The organism is Bradyrhizobium sp. AZCC 1577, assembly GCF_036924575.1.
In the GTDB taxonomy this organism is placed as follows: Bacteria; Pseudomonadota; Alphaproteobacteria; order Rhizobiales; family Xanthobacteraceae; genus Bradyrhizobium.
Window position 1 is genome coordinate 1,729,646 of sequence record NZ_JAZHRQ010000001.1, and the last position, 15,308, is coordinate 1,744,953.

The following is a 15,308-nucleotide window of genomic DNA, read 5'->3' on the forward strand; positions in this document are numbered from 1 at the left end:
ACTGGACCTCGGTCATGAATTTTCGCGTCGTCGCGGCGGTATTGTTCGCTCTGTCGCTTCCTGCTTGCGCCTGCGCGCAATCGCCCGACCTCGCCGCGATCGCGCGTTCGTCGGGCACGCCGGATATTCCCGGCTTGAAGATGGTCTGGCTGGCGCCATGGGGCGATCTCGCAAAGGCCCATCCCTGGCGCAACATCATCGTGCATCAGACCGAGGGGCCGGCTGGCTCCGCGCGCGGTGGCGCGCTGGCGCAATCGAAGAACCCGACGCGGCGCGGCGTCATGGTATGGGTCGAAACCGACGGCACGGTGTACTGGGCGGTCGGCGAACATCTCGTTCCGACGCATGGCGACGGCGCCAACCGCAACGACAACAAGTACATCGACAACGGCCCGACCTATCGCCAGGTGATCGGCAGCAATTCGGTCGGCGTCGAATTCGCCGGCAATTTTCCTGATGTGACGCGGGGCCCGACGGATGCGCAAGTAGCGGCGTGGCGTATTCTGCTAAAGGTGCTGCGCGCGCGTTACGGCATTCCGCTCGATCGCGTCTATGCGCACAACTGGATCGACTTCAAGGACGCGCGCTATTGCGAAGGCTGTGCCCTGGCGACAATGGCGCGGGAGTGGGGGGAGTAGGCGGGCTGCATCAAGCTTGTCGCCCCTGCGAACGCAGGGGCCCATAACCACTGCACTTCGTCGTTGAAGCAAAGCCGTCTCCGCATGTGCCATTTCCGCGGGCCGCGGCGTATGGGTCCCTGCGCCAAGTGCGCGATTGCGCACGGAGGCAGGGACGACAGCGTGGTGAAGCAGCACCCCCCAAAAACAAAAAGCCGGCGTTGCCGCCGGCTTTCGTTACTTGATACCTCTGCCGCGAATTAGTGCGCGGCTTCGAGTTCGGCTTCCTGCCGGGCAATCGTGCCCTTGACGGCCGACTGCACCTTTTCGAAAGCGCGGACCTCGATCTGCCGCACGCGTTCGCGCGAGACGCCGAATTCGGCGGCGAGGTCTTCCAGCGTCATCGGCTCTTCCGCCAGGCGCCGCGCCTCGAAGATGCGGCGTTCGCGCGGGTTGAGCACGCCGATGGCGCCGTTCAACGCCTGACGGCGATGATCGAACTCCTCGTGCTCGGCCATCACGGCTTCCTGGTTGGGCGAGTTGTCGACCAGCCAGTCCTGCCATTCGCCGGCTTCGCCGTCGTCGCGGATCGGCGCGTTGAGCGACGCGTCGCCGCCGAGACGGCGGTTCATGTCGATCACGTCCTGATCCGTCACGCCGAGACGCTTGGCAATCAGCTTTACCTGATCGGGGCGGAGATCACCTTCGTCCAGCGCGGAGATCTTGCTCTTCGCCTTGCGCAGGTTGAAGAAGAGCTTCTTCTGGTTCGCGGTGGTTCCCATTTTCACGAGCGACCATGAACGCAGAATGTACTCTTGAATCGAGGCCTTGATCCACCACATGGCGTAGGTGGCGAGACGAAAACCCTTCTCGGGCTCGAACCGCTTGACCGCCTGCATCAGGCCGACATTGCCCTCTGAAACGACTTCAGAGATCGGCAAGCCGTAGCCGCGATAGCCCATGGCGATCTTGGCCACGAGCCGGAGATGGCTGGTGACAAGGTGATGTGCCGCGTCGCGATCGTCATGCTCGCGCCAGCGTTTGGCGAGCATGTATTCCTGCTGGGGTTCCAGCATCGGAAATTTGCGGATCTCGGCGAGGTATCTAGAGAGACCGGATTCTCCATTGAGAACCGGTAACGTAGCTGTACGGGCCATTTGAGCGCCCTCCAGTGGTTCAGGCCCCCGATAGCGGCGGGCCCGGCAGGTGATCGCTGTGTTAAAGCCAATCACGCTGCGATGTTCCGCGTTGGATATTCAACGCATATGCAACATAGCAAAAAACGAACAAATAGGGAAGGAATGCTGACGTCACGTCCCCGTGTGGCAGCCATAACCTATTGGTATAGCTTAATTTTCCTGAAAGGCCTGCGTCATAGGGCCGCTTCCAGGGCGCCTTGCAGAAGGATGAGATCCTCCGGCAGGGGCGCCTCCCAATGCAAAAGTTCTCCCGTTCGGGGATGTTCCAGGGCCAGCAGATAAGCGTGCAGGGCCTGCCGGCCGAGGGCGGCTAGCGCCGCTTGGCCCTCGGGGCCGAGGTGGCGGGCCTTGGTCTTGAAGTGCGGGCCGTAGACGGCATCGCCCATCAGGGGGTGGCCGATATGGGCGAGGTGCACCCGGATCTGATGGGTCCGTCCGGTCTCGAGCTGGCAAGCGAGGAGGGAAGCGACCGGCTTGCCGTCGCGCCCCTGATAGGCCGCCTGCAATTCCCAATGGGTGACGGCCTCGCGTCCGCCCGGGCGCACCGCCATCTTCTCGCGGGCGTACGGATGCCGGTCGATCGGGGCTGCGACCGTGCCGCGCTGGCGGTTGGGTACGCCCCAGATGAAGGCCATGTAGCCGCGCTGCATCGGACCGGTGCGGCCGTGATCGGCGAACTGCACGGTCAGCGATTGATGGGCGTGGTCGTTCTTGGCGACCACCATCAGGCCCGTCGTGTCCTTGTCGAGCCGGTGCACGATGCCCGGTCGCCGTACGCCGCCGATGCCGGAAAGGCTGGCGCCGCAATGCGCGATCAATGCATTTACCAGCGTGCCGCTCTCGTGGCCGGCGGCCGGATGCACGACCAGCCCCTTCGGCTTGTCGATGACGATGATGTCGTCGTCCTCATAGACGATGTCGAGCGCGATATCTTCGCCCAAGGGCTCCGGCGGCGCGGCTTCGGGGACGTCGATTGTGATCGTATCCCCTCGCGCGACATGATAAGCGGGGTCGCGGATGGGGGTGCCCTTGGCGGTAACGGAACCGGCCAGGATCAGCGCTTTCAGCCGCGAGCGCGACAGTTCCGGGCGGAGCACCGCGAGCACGCGGTCGAGGCGGGGCGATCCCTCGTCGCCGCCGACGGTGACCTCCAGCCTTTGACCGCCGTTCGATGATCTCTGTTCCATCATGTTTGACGCATGATCCTCTCGGAAAACCGGTTTCCACTTTTCCGGATCATGCTCTAAAGAGCCTCGCATGACCGATACCGTTGCGCCCGAACCGACCCCCGAACAGGCCGCGCTGATCGCGCGGGTGCGGCGGATGATGCTGATCGCGGGCCTGACCTCGGCGCTTGCGGTGGCCGTGGTCCTGATCGCCGTCGGGTACCGTCTTTACCGCGGCGAGGGAAGCCCCGCGCCTGGCACGACGGACATCACGGAAACCCTGCCCAAGGGCGCCCGCATCGTCTCGACCGCGGTCGCCGGCGATCGGCTGGTGCTGACGCTGGATATAAGCGGGGTGACCGAAATCCGCACTTTCGACGCCAAGACGCTGAAACCCGCCGGAAAACTCAGATTCGTCAATGAACCCTGAGGCAGGGCGGATCGGGTGCACCAGCGTCGGCCCGAGGACCCGAAGCAACAGGTTAACCACCCGTGCGAAGGCTTCAGACTTGCCTTGCCGACCGCACATTTCGAGGCTATTCCCTGAAGCACACGCTCCCTTCGTCTAGCGGTTAGGACGCGGCCCTCTCAAGGCTGAAACAGGGGTTCGATTCCCCTAGGGAGCGCCAGCGATTTCAAGGTCGCCGCGATCTGCGCGGCCAAATATCGACAAATATCGGTTGAGAACTCAGGGGCTCACATGGCGGCATGGCCACCGGACACCGTTTGTGCTCGGGGGCGGCCGAACTTACCGGCCCGGCCGAAAGATGCGCCGGAGGCCACCCGAGCCCATGCCGCGTGGCCGTTCGAAAGCGATGCAGCCCCAGAGTTCAACACTCACAATGCTAGCGCTTCGGCCGTTGATGTTGGCTTGGGCTTCTCTGCTTTGGGCACATGCCACTCCCGCCATTCGACCGTGACCTTGGTGATGCGGAGAGCGAGGCTCACAGCAAGGATGTAGAACCAGATGAACTTGTCCTCGCCCGACCGACCCGGACGCATGTACGGCACTGCGCTCTTTTCGAGTTCGGCTGTCATCTGCTCATACACACCAATGAACTTCGATGCATCCTCATCGGTCAGCTTGTGATCCTGCCACCCCTTCAACATCATCATCAGCTTTTGGCTCATGCTGAAGTACGCACGTTCTGGGGTGGGGATGATGGACAAGATAGACTTTGCGAAGTCGCATTCCTTGCCTGATGGGAGCTTGCACGGTTTCACCTTCTGCAGCTCTGGAAGGTAGCGAGAAACAACCGCTTCATACCTTTCCCTTGCTATTGTTGACTGTACGTCAATGATCCCGACGACGCCAAACATCGCAAGGATCAAGTAGAGGTAATCGACGATCTTGAGCGTCTTCTCGTCGGTGTGATTGCGGAGCAATTTAAAGCAGATGTGAAACGCGGCGAGCGACGCCAACGAGAAAATGAGTATGCTGGCTAGTTGGTCGGCGACGTACTCAATGAGGAGATACCCGCCCAAAACCAAGAAGACGGCCAAGCCGACCATCCACAGTGGCGTTCTCCATGGATGCGCGCCCTCAGGCGGCGGTTCGGCTATTGCATCGGTCATTCGATATCTCTCTCAAAGCATTCAGCGTCTAGCGCCTCCAGGGCCGCGCCAGACTGTCCCCGGTGTAACCGAGGCACTCTGGGCCTCGCTCATTTGCGGTCAACATTCTCTTTGCGCGGTGTAGCCATCAAATCCAAGAGCGTAGGCTCACGCTGGGCTGGCGGCGTTTGCACATTCGTGGTCTTCGTCGCAACGGGCTTTCGAGCAATGCGTCGTGGCTTCGATTTCCGTTCGATCTTGAGCTTCTTCGGGTCGTCAGTAGCTACCTTGCGTAGCTTGGCCTTTTCGTGCCAACTGAGCGGAACATGCCAGAACGCGGGTGCCTTTCCGCGCTTGATACGGTTGGCGATGGCCGGCCAATGGTGAATCAACAGGGAGCACTTGCGGAAGAAATCCCACTGGCTCCATTTGCCATCGAAGAAGAACACCAGCATGCCAGCCTGAATGAGAGCCAACCTCTCATGCGGCACATATCTCATTTCAGTATCGCCTGAAATGATTACTCTACCGCCAGCCGCAGCAAATCTTTTAATCCAAGGCACATCGTTTTTCTTGAGGTAATCACCGTCGCTTGGCTTTGGCGCATATTGAGTAGCGCTTGTAATCTCAAACGCACCAATCTTCCTTTTCAATTGCCGCTCACTGGCAAAAGTCTGAAAGACTTTGACCATTGCAATGGGAACGTTCTCGTCAAACGCTATTTTCAAGCGGCCTTTCGTAGCTCTTGCTCAAATCGCACGGCTTCCCGGACCTGTCCCTCCGGTACTTCGAAAATGTCGGCGACAAATGCCGCACTGCCTTCGACCTTTGCCGATTGTGCTAATGTGCTGGTTGGAATGCGGCTAGCCTTTAGTATCGGTCTGCCGAACGAGAAATGCGGGTGAACAATAACGTTGGGTGCAATCTTTGGCCGCGGCCTCCACCAAATAGCATCACCTTGCGGATCATACGTGACGTCATCCTTCAATGACCTCATCACGACTGCCAGCATCTCGAAATTCTTCGTTCGAAGATCATAAATGCTGACGCCGTTACGCTTAGCGATTTCGGCGACGATCTTCTTGCCATCCGTCTTGAAGACGGTGCGCGTCGCAAAGGGATGAGGGTGCTCTAATGTTTCTTTGACCTCATCCATAATCTTCCGGATTTCGCGCAAGCCAACACCGGCATTCGCGAACGTCGCCACGAACCGTAATTCCATTAGGTTGGTAAAACTTACGGCCACCTTGCCGCCAACGCGGCCCAGTTGATTGTCAATTACGGCGGCTTGCTTCCCTGTATGTCCCTCAACCCAGACGCGGACAACAGCTTGTGGCGCTTGCACAAGTTCTGCGACCTCAGGGATCGTATAGATCCCGCTCTCCAACAGGTCCGGTTCGGAGGCTCTTTTCATAAGGTGAGAACATCCCGAATAAAGTCGCTTCCAGCGTTGCACCCGGTATGCGAGCATGCTCTTATGCACTAAATTTAGCCTTGTTGGCAATAATCAGCTGTCGGCTACGCTGAAGCGCGGCAACGGCGAGACGCCACTGTTCATCGCGGCCCCAGGTTGCTGCGAAGATAGATCATTTCATCCCTTGCAGAAATTTTCGTGCTTCGCTCAACAAGACACGAATCTGCCTTCGCTCGGCGATCGCATCGCTGGTGAACAGGCCGTGCTTACAAGACGCTGGCACCAGGTGCCAAGCCGCGTTTCGAAACGATTGCCACCATCATGCGGGCGCTGAATGTCGGGTTTTCAGTCGAAAGCAGGTTGCCGGTGCGAGCGAAGAAGGCTCGCAAGTTGACAGCAGCGTAGGTGGCGAGCGAGGCTGCGAAACGCACTCATTTCATCTCCTCCAGCAGCTTCCGCGCGCTCAGTATACACTAGCGCTGCAAGGGCAGGTTTGGGGACTTCACAGCATCAGTACGCTCGAAAGCCTAGGCGCCGCCGGTATGCTCGTCGCGTTTAAGCTGCTGCTGTTTGTACTCGGCTATAACTGCCGGATCGTCGTTGCTGCCGCGAACTTTATCGGCATCGCCTGTGCCGCCATCGAGGCCCTTGGCCGCTGCAATGTGTTCTTTGAGATCAGTGACTGCCGGTCGGATGTACGGTTCGAGATATTTATCGAGAATTCCCTTGCCAGGATCATCCAGCTCTTTGGTCAATGCTTGCAGATAGGCGGTTTTGTCCGTCGAGGCCCAATCGACACTGAAGCCGGCACGCTGAGCCAGGACTGAGTGGACGACCATGATGGTGCGTCCATTGCCGTCCAGGAAGGGATGGCCATGGGCGAGGTAGCCCATAACTTCGCCCGCTTTCTCTCGCATCGCTTTCGGGTCGTTGCCGAGCTTTAGCGCATGCTCGATTGCGTTCTGAATATACTTTGGATGGGCGAAGAGGACGCTGCCACGGCTTACCGCAATGTTGGGTGCTGTCTGGGTGCGATCCTGCCCGGCCCACGGATACATTGCTTCGAACAGTATTTTGTGCGTGCTGAGCACGTCGGAGTAGGTGAGGGCCTTCTTCGTTTTTAGCGCTTCGAAAGCGTCGTCGATTCCGGTTGTAAAGGAGGCATGCTCCAGCCGCCTCACAATAGCAGGGTCTTTCTCTTGAGCAACATTCCTTAGATACCCGCGCGATTCAAAGTCGCCGAACGGATCGAATGTCACGGCTTGGCTTCGTGCAGGTAGCGGGCCTGAAGCTGGATCATCTCTATGCGTGTAATGTGTTTGGCTCGCTGCAAACCAATCAGCAACTGCTCGATCTCATCAAGCTCAACCGTGTCCCCCGCCAGGCGGGAAATGTGGTGTGCCAGGCGATCATTTGGACCCTCCGTGTAGGACACTTGGAACGTCCGGGCCAGGGTCCGTATGTGCTCTGCGGTCGAAGAGGAAGTTAGCTTATTCATATCATCAATATAGCACTTTTTGACTGAAATTCCATTAACGAACAGGGCCAGAAATCAGTGGGTTGTAGGCGCTCTGTCGTGGCGAAAGCCTCTCACTTCATCTCCTCCAGCAGCGCCCGCGCGTCCTCCAACAGCGCCCGTATCTGCCTTCGCTCGGCGATCGCATCCCTGGTGAACAGGCCGTGCTTGCGCGCGTTCTGGTTTGCCTTTGGCGCGCCGGATCCGGGTGCACCGCCGTGCATGCGGCAGCGCTTCTTGCCGTGCACCGCCGGCGAGCGGCACGCGCCACTGGCGCGGGTTTTGGCGCCACAACGTGGGCTCGCCAGCATCGCACCGGTGTTTCTGACGTGATCGCTCACGCCTGGGCTTCCCGCTTGGCATCCGCGGAATCGCGCCTTCGCCTGGAGCCTGCGGCCTTCGGCGCCTTCCGCGCCGCGGTTGCCGGGTTCTTGTCGGAAACGATCACGCGCGCATGTTGCGTGACGTTGCCGACAATGGCCTTGCCGCCATCCCCGACCGACACGTTCTGCACGGTGATGGCGGGCTCGCCATGGCTGCGGTAGCGGTTCAGCGCCTCGATCTGGGCGGGAAACGTGCGGGCGAGCCTGCCCAACGCGCGCGCGGCGCTGTCGTGCTGAGCGAGATCGTCCGCATTCGCAAGGTGATGGGCGCACCGCATCGCCATCACATGAACGGAAACCATCTGCGCCACCAGCATGGCCTCGACGGAATCCCGGGGGCGAATGCTCTTCACCATCGAGATCATGAAGGAGAGGGTGACCTCGTCGGGACTCTCGCCGCTCACGCTGGCCTTGACCAATTGCCGGAGGATGCCATGCATCGCTTCGCGATCGGAGACCCCCAGTGCATTCACCATGAGCTGTTCGCCGAGCTCTTGATCTGGATGGTCGATGGAGAATCCGTGCGACAGCAGCTTTATTCGCGGGGCTGCGGCAGCTTTGGCCTGGTCAGTTGCGGCGATCGCCGTTGGCACAGTGATATCAGGAGCGGTGTTCATGTCGAGATTCCTTAGGCCGCGCGCTTGCCGCGCGCGCGGTTCGGCCACGCGCAGGCGATCGCTCGCCGCGGTGATCCCTGCAATTTCAATTGTGGGTGAGGATTTTTCGGCTGCAATCGCGACGGACGCGCCCGATATTGCGGGGCGACGGGCGCGTACAGGATTTCGGAATAATCGAAAAATGCCCCCGATTTGCCCGACGTGTCAAGTTGCTCTGTCGAATGCCCGGCGGCCGCCTGCTACTTTGCATGGGGTTGTTTTCGATATTTTCGCGAGCGCGCACCTTCGAAGCGGAGTTCTCCCAACGTCACCCGCAGTGATGGGGTTCACAAAAGCTCGACCCGTCCTACGCGCTCCTATTCTCAGTCGGCATTCTCGGTCTTATGTATCTATCGACAAGCACCAGCCCCGACGTAACCGCGACGTTGTTCGCGGGGACCAGCGATGCTGGTGAAACCAACGACCAGGGAGTTGATCGATGAGGTCCTTTCTGCTGCTTACGGCCGGTGGCCCATTGCTGGTCCTCACGTCCCACGAAACGCTGCACGATCCGAAGTTCCTGAGCAGGCTAAAAGCCAAGGGAATCGGCAAGTTTGTCGCTTTCGATGTGCCGCTTGATCTCGCAAAGGAGCGCTATGGCGGACATTTCCACGCGGTCGAGAGCGATTTGCACGAAACAGACGATCTGAGGATGCTCGATTACAATGGCCAGCGGATCTATCAATTGTTTCGTTTCGACGAACTCGGCGCCGCGATATTGCAAGAACAAGTCTGAGGCACGCTTGATCGCGCAGGATGCGCGTGAGGCGCCAGTCTAGTTCGCGCATGCGATCTGCTCATTCCCGCTCCATGATCTCGGCGATCGCCTTGATGCGGCCTTTGGCGTATTTCGGCAGGCCGGCGCTCAGCGAATCGCCGCTGTTGAAGGAGCTGTGGCCCATGAGCAGTTGCGCGGGCACGAGGTTTCGCAGCATCGGTGTATTGCTGTATTCCCTTTGCTTGTTCAGCACGTCGTTCCTGACCGCAATCAGGATGTAGACCGTCGCGATGGCGGCTTCCCGCTCGGTCGGATGCTGTTGCAGAACCGCAAGGAGCTTGCCGAACTGGATGACCTGGTTGACCCAAAAGATGTTCTGCTCGAGCGCGCTGGTGACTGCGGAGTCGAGCCCGGTCAGGCTCGGCAGCTCAGCAAGATGCGGCTGCGAGACCAGCGTGATCTCACTCTGAAACTCGATGAAATCCGGAATCGGCTTTTTGCTCTCCTCGCGCAGCTTGTTGGCAAGTTGAATGCCCGCCGGAATTTTTCCTTCGAACATGTAGCGGGACTGCACGCAAACCGCCTTGGCGTCCTCGCACCAGCGGCGATTCGGCGGACGGTTGTGCGCGGCCCCCGCGTCCTTGTTGGGAATAGCATCGCCCGCGGTGATCGGCCGGTGCTTGACTGCCGGATCGATCTGCTCGAGGAACGCGACATTCGCATACCGCGACAGATCCAATGCCGCGGCCCCTTTTGGAAGTCGAAACCGCGCCTCCGCCTGGTAGACCGAGAGCTTCAGCTTCGTTTGTTGCTTGAGCGTAGGCTCAACGAAGCTCGGGAAGAGCGAGAGGAAGCGCCGCTGAACCGGACGTGAGCGGGCCCAATCGTCGAAAGGAATCAGCCCGGTCGAGGAATCGGCGAGCTTGTCGTTGCGTTGGTCGGCGAAGATGACCGTGCGCGGTTTGATCTGTGCGATCGGAACGCTGGCGGCTGCGGGCACGTCCTCCACCTGGAATTCCTGCGCGGCCGCGCCCGTGCAAGTGGCCACGCAGGCGGCGATGAGGACAGCGGCACGGTGGAGGCTCATGGCAATGCTCAATTCAGCCGCCGCCAGAAGTAATCGGGATCGACTCGGAGCGGCGGTCGCGGGAGGCGGTCCTCGTCATCGGGATATCCGCGCCAGGAGGGATATTCGCGCGGACCAAGACGCCAGTTCGGGAATGGAAAGGGTAGCCGGTTATCGCCGTAAAGGCGGTTGCCGTAGGACCACTGCTGGAATGGCCCGTCGTCTTCGTCACGACCGCCGCGATAGGTGTAGCTTTCTGCACGCGAGACGATGCGAAATTGTGTATCATCAATTCTGCCCGCCGGATCTCTCTTGAGGTACTCGGTGAACGCGCGCCCGGAGCCGGCCGGTGCAGGATCGCCGGTATAAGGATCGATCGACAGAGTAGCGAGCTGACGCATGGCTTCGCGCGAAGGGCCGTTCAACGCCGTCTTGGGAGCGTGCAGCTCCCAGGCTGCCTGCACGATCGGCTCGAACATCGGCAGCGCCACTTTCCCCCCGGTCTGGCCGGGCCCAAGGGTGCGGCGCCCGCCGTCGCTATTGTCGTAGCCGACCCAGATGGCGACGGTAACGTCATTTGTGAAACCGACGAACCAGGCATCGGCCGAATTATCGGTGGTACCAGTCTTGCCGCCGACATAGGGCGAGAGATGCTTCACCGCGCGCGCGGTTCCGCGCGCGAGCACGCCCTGCAGCATTGATTTCAACTGGTAAAACGATGCGCGGTCGGCGGAGCCGATCCAGTCCACCGCATGCGGATCGTGCCGGTAGATTGGGCGGCCGTCCTGTTCGATCGTTTCGATCGCATGGGGCCGGGGCCGTGCGCCTTCGTTGGCGATCGCTGCATAGAACGCCGCAAGGTCGATGAGCCGCACAGTTTGGGCACCGAGCACGAACGGGTAGTAGCGCATGCATTCCTTGTAAAGCTGCGCCTCCATCGCGATCTCGCAGACCCGGTCGAGGCCTCGCTCGGCGCTGTCGTCGAGACCGGTCGCGAGCAGTTGCGCGGTGGCGAGATTCCGGGAGTTTTCCAGAGCACGCCGCAGTGTAATGGCGCCCGAAGCGCCGCCCTCGTAGTTCTTCGGCGACCAGAAACCGCGCTGGCGCGCGTAGCCCGTCGCGCCGATCGGTGGCAGCGTAATAGGTTCGTCCATCACCAGCGTGTTGGGCTGCAATCCCTTCCGGAGGGCGGCGAGGTAGGTCAGCGGCTTCAGGGTCGAGCCGGGTTGCCGCAGGCTCTGGACGACGCGGTTGAGCTGGCTTGCCGGATACGAAAAGCCGCCCGCCATTGCGAGAATGCGGCCGGTTTCGTTCCCGAGTACGAGCGCCGCTCCCTGTACGGTCGGTCGAATGCGCAGATCGGCACGCGCCGCTTGCTTACCCTTGGCTTCGCGCACCTGCACATAGACCACGTCGTACGGCTTGAGGCCGCGCCCGATCGCGGCGCTCCAGGTGTTCAGCGGGAGGATGCTTCCGTCGGTCAGGCCGACGTTGATCGCATGGCCGCGCTTGCCGCGCGTATTCTCCAGGACGACCGCCGATTGCCAGTGAACGTCATAGAGAGGCAGTCGCGTCGTCTTCAACGCCACGAGCCAAGCTGGCTCCGTCGTCCTCACGTCAGCCGCTCTCAGACGGACAGCATCGGAAATGTTCGCCTCGGGTCCCTCAAATTTGTAACGATTGGTGTTCAGCTCATAGCGCGCAAGGCCCTCCTGCAAGGTCGCTTCGACTACGCGCTGCAGGGCCGAGTTGACGGTCGAGCGCACCGTGTAGGAGGAATTGGTGAGATTATCGAGGCCCGCGACCGCCTTAGCCTCGCGGGCGATGTGATCGACGAAGTGAAAGCCGAAGTCCCGGCGCGTCGGCCGGTACTCGACGAGCTGCGGCAATACCGCTTGCGCCGCGGCGGCGTCGATCATGGCGTCGTCCTGCATGCGGCCCAGCACGTAGGCAAGGCGCTCGCGTGCGCGCTCAGGGTGGTGGTCGGGATTGAAGTAGTTCGGTCCCTTGGCGAGCCCGGCGAGCAGCGCGCCCTCGACTGCGGAGAGCGCCTTGGCCGGTTTGCCGAAATAGCTGCGCGCCGCCATCTCGATGCCCCAGGCTCCGCGACCGAGATAAATCGAGTTGAGATAGAGCTCGAGGATTTCCGCCTTGGTCAGGGCGCGCTCCATCCGTGAGGCAACGATCATCTCGCGCAATTTTCTTTCATAAGTGACGTCGTTGCCCACCAGCAGGTTCTTGGCGACCTGCTGCGTAATGGTCGAGCCGCCCTGCGGCCGGCCCGGCTTCGTGAAGTTGCCGATGAAGGCGCGGACCAGTCCGCGCTCGTCAAGGCCGCTGTGTTGGAAGAAGCGCTTGTCCTCGGCGGCGATGAATGCGTTGCGCACCGCTTCCGGGATATCCGCAAGCTTGACCCAGATGCGGCGATTGTTCGGCGCGTAAATCTCGGCGACGCGCTCGCTCTTGTTATCGAGGATTACACTGGTGCCGGGAAGCCTGAGCTGTTTAAGCTGCTCGGCGTCGGGCAGATCCCTGGCCGCGCTGTTGTAGAAAGCGATGACCTGACCGAGATCGACCGGAGATCCTTTCACTTTTTCGACTTTGCAGAACTCCCGGTAGGCCACGTGGAGGTCGGCCAGATTCAGTCCTTTGAGCGCCTTGATCTCGCCGCTCAGCGCCTCCTTGTCATCCATGGCAGTGGCAATCAGATCGTCCAGGTTGATGTCCTCGATGTCGAAAGCCTTGCGCATGTGGGCGCAGCCGGCACTCAAAAGCTGCGCCACCTCGGAGCGGTCGCGCACCGCATCGAACTCCGTCTTGACCCCATCCGGCCGGGTGGTGACCTGACTGAAGGCAAGCGCCGTGGCGAAGATCTTGATGAGAATCGAGTCCATGACCTGCCGACGGTCAAAAACACCGCCTCCGTAAGGTCCCTTTTTGTAGGACAGTACTAAACAAAGGCTGTTTTGCGGAAAAAGTTCCCGCTAGCTCGCTTTGGCCGCGGTGAGATGCCGGTCATTCAGGAAAAGCAGTGGGACCTCTGGTACCGCCGGTGCACGGCGACGCGCGTGTCGGGATCAGTCCTTCGAGCTACCTCGACAACATCCGGTCGGCCCAAGCCATTGCCGCCGATTGCATCGGCAACGAAGAGATCATCTACGGCTGAGCGCAGCCATGCGATGGCGTGCCCCGCCGCTTCTCCGGCCGTTCAGCACCGCTCCGGGCCGCGGAACCAACGCTGCAGCCAATGCGTTTTAGAAGCTCAGCATTTGGCAGCGTACTCATGAATGCCTTTTTTAATGCCTTTTTTCCGGTCGTGCTTGCCGCTGCGCTCCTCAGCGCCACCATCGCCACGATGCCTGCGGATGCTGCTCCTCGAAAAAAGAAGACCGCGGTCCCCCCTTCAGCTAGCGTAGCTCAGCCACCCACGGACAGATTTTTGGCCTGCGACGTTCGGGTGCGAGACTATCTTCGCGAAGGCGGAGCCGTGATACGGGTCACCAAGATCGAAGTGGATGATGCCCGACTGCAGTTGAACATTCATCATGAGTATGGAGAGGCGGGAAGGTCGTCTCGAAAATACCTGCGCGGGGACAGTGAAGAAGAAATGCGCAAAAACCTGCGCGGAATATTGGATGAGTTCGCGGCGGCTGCGAAGGCCGCAGCGGCTGGTCGCGCGTGGTATGTGATCGCCGCTCGCAAGGTCATGCCGGACCTCCGCGAGGGGTCGGGCGAGAACACAAGCCCGTGGACAGCCATTGTCCTCGCGGATTTCGAGGGAAAATGCAGGCCCATCACGTTCTATCAGTCTATCGATCGGAGCAAGCTCGATCCCGAAGTGAGCAAGAAATTGGACGAGTGAAGTTTGTACTTGAAGTGATCTGCTTCCTCGGGATCGAAGCAAGTCGCGAACCTCCGCCGCCTAAGGTCGTCTGCAGGTCGCGAGATGCGCCGATATGCCGAAAGCAAGCCCATCGGCCGTGAGATAGCGAGCGAAGATTGTTTCCGCCTCTGCCAGGATGCGATCGATCTGCGGCTCCGGCAGCACAACTCCCATGACGGGCAGCCACCCCCTGAGTTCCGTCTCGACGAATTCGCGTATGTTGGGGAACCGTGCTGTGCCGTTACAGGTCGTGAGATCCACCAAGCCGGCTCCGGCGCCCTTGAACAACACGGCGAGCCCCTGCCTGTCACCCAGCACAAACGGTGCGCGAAGCGCGTCACCGGCGGGCTTTCCGGCGATGCGATCGAGCAGGTCTACGAGGGCAGCGAATGCGGAGGCGTGCTCGATGACATCCCAAACTGCGACCGCGCACCTGCCGCCAGGCACCATCACGCGCAGCATCTCCCGGACTGCTTTGTCGCGATCCGAAAAGAACATCAGGCCGAATTGACACACAACGACATCGAACGAACGGTCCGGAAACGGCAGCGCCTCGGCCGCTCCATCGCGCCAGTCGATGCCGGGCGCGAGGCTTCGCGCCACGGCCAGCATTCCTGCGTTTGGATCGAGTCCGGCGACACGAGCTGAGCTTTCGGTCCGCCTTGCCGCCTCGCGCGCCAGAACCCCGGTGCCGCAGGCAATGTCCAGAACGCGATCGCCGCGCTCAATCCTGGCAGCATCTGCCACCATCGGCGCCCATTGCTGAAAGAGTGCCGGAACGAACAGTGCCTCGTAGGTCCTCGCAGCGTCGATCAAGGTTTGCGAAACAGGTGAGGTCATCGTGTCACCTCGCGCAAAAGCAAGCTGGTGAAACGCTTCATGGTCGGGCAAGCTGATGCCTTGATCCGGGAGGCCTTTCACAACCCGGTATCGGGTTCGCTTGCCGACCAAGCTTCGACATCCTCGCGGAAGTCGAAGGGATCGGCAAGCACGATGGCGTGATCGAGCTCCGGAGAGTTCCGCTCCCGGATCACCGGCTTTCCCTGTAAGGGCACTCGGCCCTCGTTCGGCGCCGGGTCGAGCATCTGCAGAAGCATCTTGGCAGTGACGGTTTCGGTTTTAAGACGGCTGCCTGG

19 protein-coding genes and 1 tRNA gene are annotated in these 15,308 nt (G+C 60.6%); 7 read left to right on the top strand and 13 right to left on the bottom strand.

Annotated features, from left to right (window positions below; genetic code table 11):
* The first annotated feature begins 14 nt into the window (after positions 1-14).
* Positions 15-638, top strand: coding sequence for a peptidoglycan recognition protein family protein (locus V1278_RS08080; protein ID WP_334380228.1), 624 nt, complete (start codon positions 15-17; stop codon positions 636-638).
* A gap of 239 nt (positions 639-877) precedes the next feature.
* On the opposite strand, the gene rpoH is transcribed toward V1278_RS08080, so the two are convergent.
* Together rpoH and V1278_RS08090 are read right to left on the bottom strand one after the other, a co-directional pair.
* Positions 878-1,774, bottom strand: coding sequence for an RNA polymerase sigma factor RpoH (gene rpoH, locus V1278_RS08085; protein WP_334364943.1), 897 nt, complete (start codon positions 1,772-1,774; stop codon positions 878-880).
* Positions 1,775-1,989: 215 nt separating this feature from the next.
* Positions 1,990-3,003, bottom strand: a complete 1,014-nt coding sequence (locus tag V1278_RS08090) for an RluA family pseudouridine synthase (protein ID WP_334384131.1) — start codon at positions 3,001-3,003, stop codon at positions 1,990-1,992.
* A 70-nt stretch (positions 3,004-3,073) separates the two neighbouring features.
* On the opposite strand from V1278_RS08090, the gene V1278_RS08095 reads away from it, so the two are divergent.
* The gene (locus tag V1278_RS08095; RefSeq protein WP_334380229.1) at positions 3,074-3,412 is read left to right on the top strand and encodes a hypothetical protein; all 339 of its coding nucleotides are present in this window, start codon (positions 3,074-3,076) and stop codon (positions 3,410-3,412) included.
* A gap of 124 nt (positions 3,413-3,536) precedes the next feature.
* Positions 3,537-3,611: transfer RNA gene (locus tag V1278_RS08100), tRNA-Glu, on the top strand.
* A gap of 208 nt (positions 3,612-3,819) precedes the next feature.
* Here the strand turns inward: V1278_RS08100 and V1278_RS08105 are convergent.
* The 3 genes from V1278_RS08105 to V1278_RS08115 form a co-directional block, all read right to left on the bottom strand.
* Entirely contained in the window at positions 3,820-4,557 is a 738-nt protein-coding gene (locus V1278_RS08105; RefSeq protein ID WP_334380230.1) for a hypothetical protein, read from the bottom strand.
* An 89-nt stretch (positions 4,558-4,646) separates the two neighbouring features.
* Entirely contained in the window at positions 4,647-5,264 is a 618-nt protein-coding gene (locus V1278_RS08110) for a hypothetical protein (RefSeq protein WP_334380231.1), read from the bottom strand.
* Entirely contained in the window at positions 5,261-5,950 is a 690-nt protein-coding gene (locus tag V1278_RS08115) for a hypothetical protein (RefSeq protein WP_334380232.1), read from the bottom strand. The genes V1278_RS08110 and V1278_RS08115 overlap by 4 nt, the downstream gene beginning before the upstream one ends.
* Before the next feature lie 276 nt (positions 5,951-6,226).
* On the opposite strand from V1278_RS08115, the gene V1278_RS36840 reads away from it, so the two are divergent.
* Positions 6,227-6,355: a hypothetical protein gene (locus V1278_RS36840; RefSeq protein WP_442893776.1), complete on the top strand. Its 129-nt coding sequence runs from the start codon at positions 6,227-6,229 to the stop codon at positions 6,353-6,355.
* A 122-nt stretch (positions 6,356-6,477) separates the two neighbouring features.
* Here the strand turns inward: V1278_RS36840 and V1278_RS08125 are convergent, their stop codons facing one another.
* From V1278_RS08125 to V1278_RS08140, 4 genes are all read right to left on the bottom strand, one after another.
* Complete coding sequence (locus V1278_RS08125) at positions 6,478-7,209, bottom strand: Fic/DOC family protein (protein WP_334380234.1); 732 nt, start codon at positions 7,207-7,209, stop codon at positions 6,478-6,480.
* Positions 7,206-7,385, bottom strand: coding sequence for a hypothetical protein (locus V1278_RS08130; RefSeq protein ID WP_334380235.1), 180 nt, complete (start codon positions 7,383-7,385; stop codon positions 7,206-7,208). The genes V1278_RS08125 and V1278_RS08130 overlap by 4 nt, the downstream gene beginning before the upstream one ends.
* A gap of 155 nt (positions 7,386-7,540) precedes the next feature.
* On the bottom strand, positions 7,541-7,807 hold the full coding sequence (locus V1278_RS08135; protein WP_334380236.1) for an HGGxSTG domain-containing protein: 267 nt from the start codon (positions 7,805-7,807) through the stop codon (positions 7,541-7,543).
* The gene (locus V1278_RS08140) at positions 7,804-8,466 is read right to left on the bottom strand and encodes a hypothetical protein (protein ID WP_334380237.1); all 663 of its coding nucleotides are present in this window, start codon (positions 8,464-8,466) and stop codon (positions 7,804-7,806) included. Before V1278_RS08140 ends, V1278_RS08135 begins: the two co-directional genes overlap by 4 nt.
* 478 nt (positions 8,467-8,944) lie before the next feature.
* On the opposite strand from V1278_RS08140, the gene V1278_RS08145 reads away from it, so the two are divergent.
* Positions 8,945-9,241, top strand: coding sequence for a cytosolic protein (locus tag V1278_RS08145; protein ID WP_334380238.1), 297 nt, complete (start codon positions 8,945-8,947; stop codon positions 9,239-9,241).
* Between the two features lie 61 nt (positions 9,242-9,302).
* Here V1278_RS08145 and V1278_RS08150 read toward each other — a convergent pair whose 3' ends face one another.
* Both V1278_RS08150 and V1278_RS08155 read right to left on the bottom strand, forming a co-directional pair.
* Positions 9,303-10,310, bottom strand: coding sequence for a hypothetical protein (locus tag V1278_RS08150; RefSeq protein ID WP_334380239.1), 1,008 nt, complete (start codon positions 10,308-10,310; stop codon positions 9,303-9,305).
* A gap of 8 nt (positions 10,311-10,318) precedes the next feature.
* Entirely contained in the window at positions 10,319-13,183 is a 2,865-nt protein-coding gene (locus V1278_RS08155) for a penicillin-binding protein 1A (RefSeq protein WP_334380240.1), read from the bottom strand.
* 137 nt (positions 13,184-13,320) lie between these two features.
* Here V1278_RS08155 and V1278_RS08160 point away from each other — a divergent pair, with 137 nt between their 5' ends.
* Both V1278_RS08160 and V1278_RS08165 read left to right on the top strand, forming a co-directional pair.
* Positions 13,321-13,455, top strand: a complete 135-nt coding sequence (locus V1278_RS08160; RefSeq protein WP_334380241.1) for a hypothetical protein — start codon at positions 13,321-13,323, stop codon at positions 13,453-13,455.
* Positions 13,456-13,572: 117 nt separating this feature from the next.
* Positions 13,573-14,151 carry a hypothetical protein gene (locus tag V1278_RS08165; protein ID WP_334380242.1) on the top strand — a complete coding sequence of 193 codons (579 nt, stop codon included), beginning with the start codon at positions 13,573-13,575 and terminating at the stop codon, positions 14,149-14,151.
* 60 nt (positions 14,152-14,211) lie between these two features.
* On the opposite strand, the gene V1278_RS08170 is transcribed toward V1278_RS08165, so the two are convergent.
* A complete protein-coding gene (locus tag V1278_RS08170; RefSeq protein ID WP_334380243.1) occupies positions 14,212-15,012 on the bottom strand; it encodes a methyltransferase domain-containing protein in 801 nt (266 codons plus the stop codon).
* A 77-nt stretch (positions 15,013-15,089) separates the two neighbouring features.
* On the bottom strand, positions 15,090-15,227 hold the full coding sequence (locus V1278_RS08175; protein WP_334380244.1) for a hypothetical protein: 138 nt from the start codon (positions 15,225-15,227) through the stop codon (positions 15,090-15,092).
* Positions 15,228-15,308: the final 81 nt, after the last annotated feature.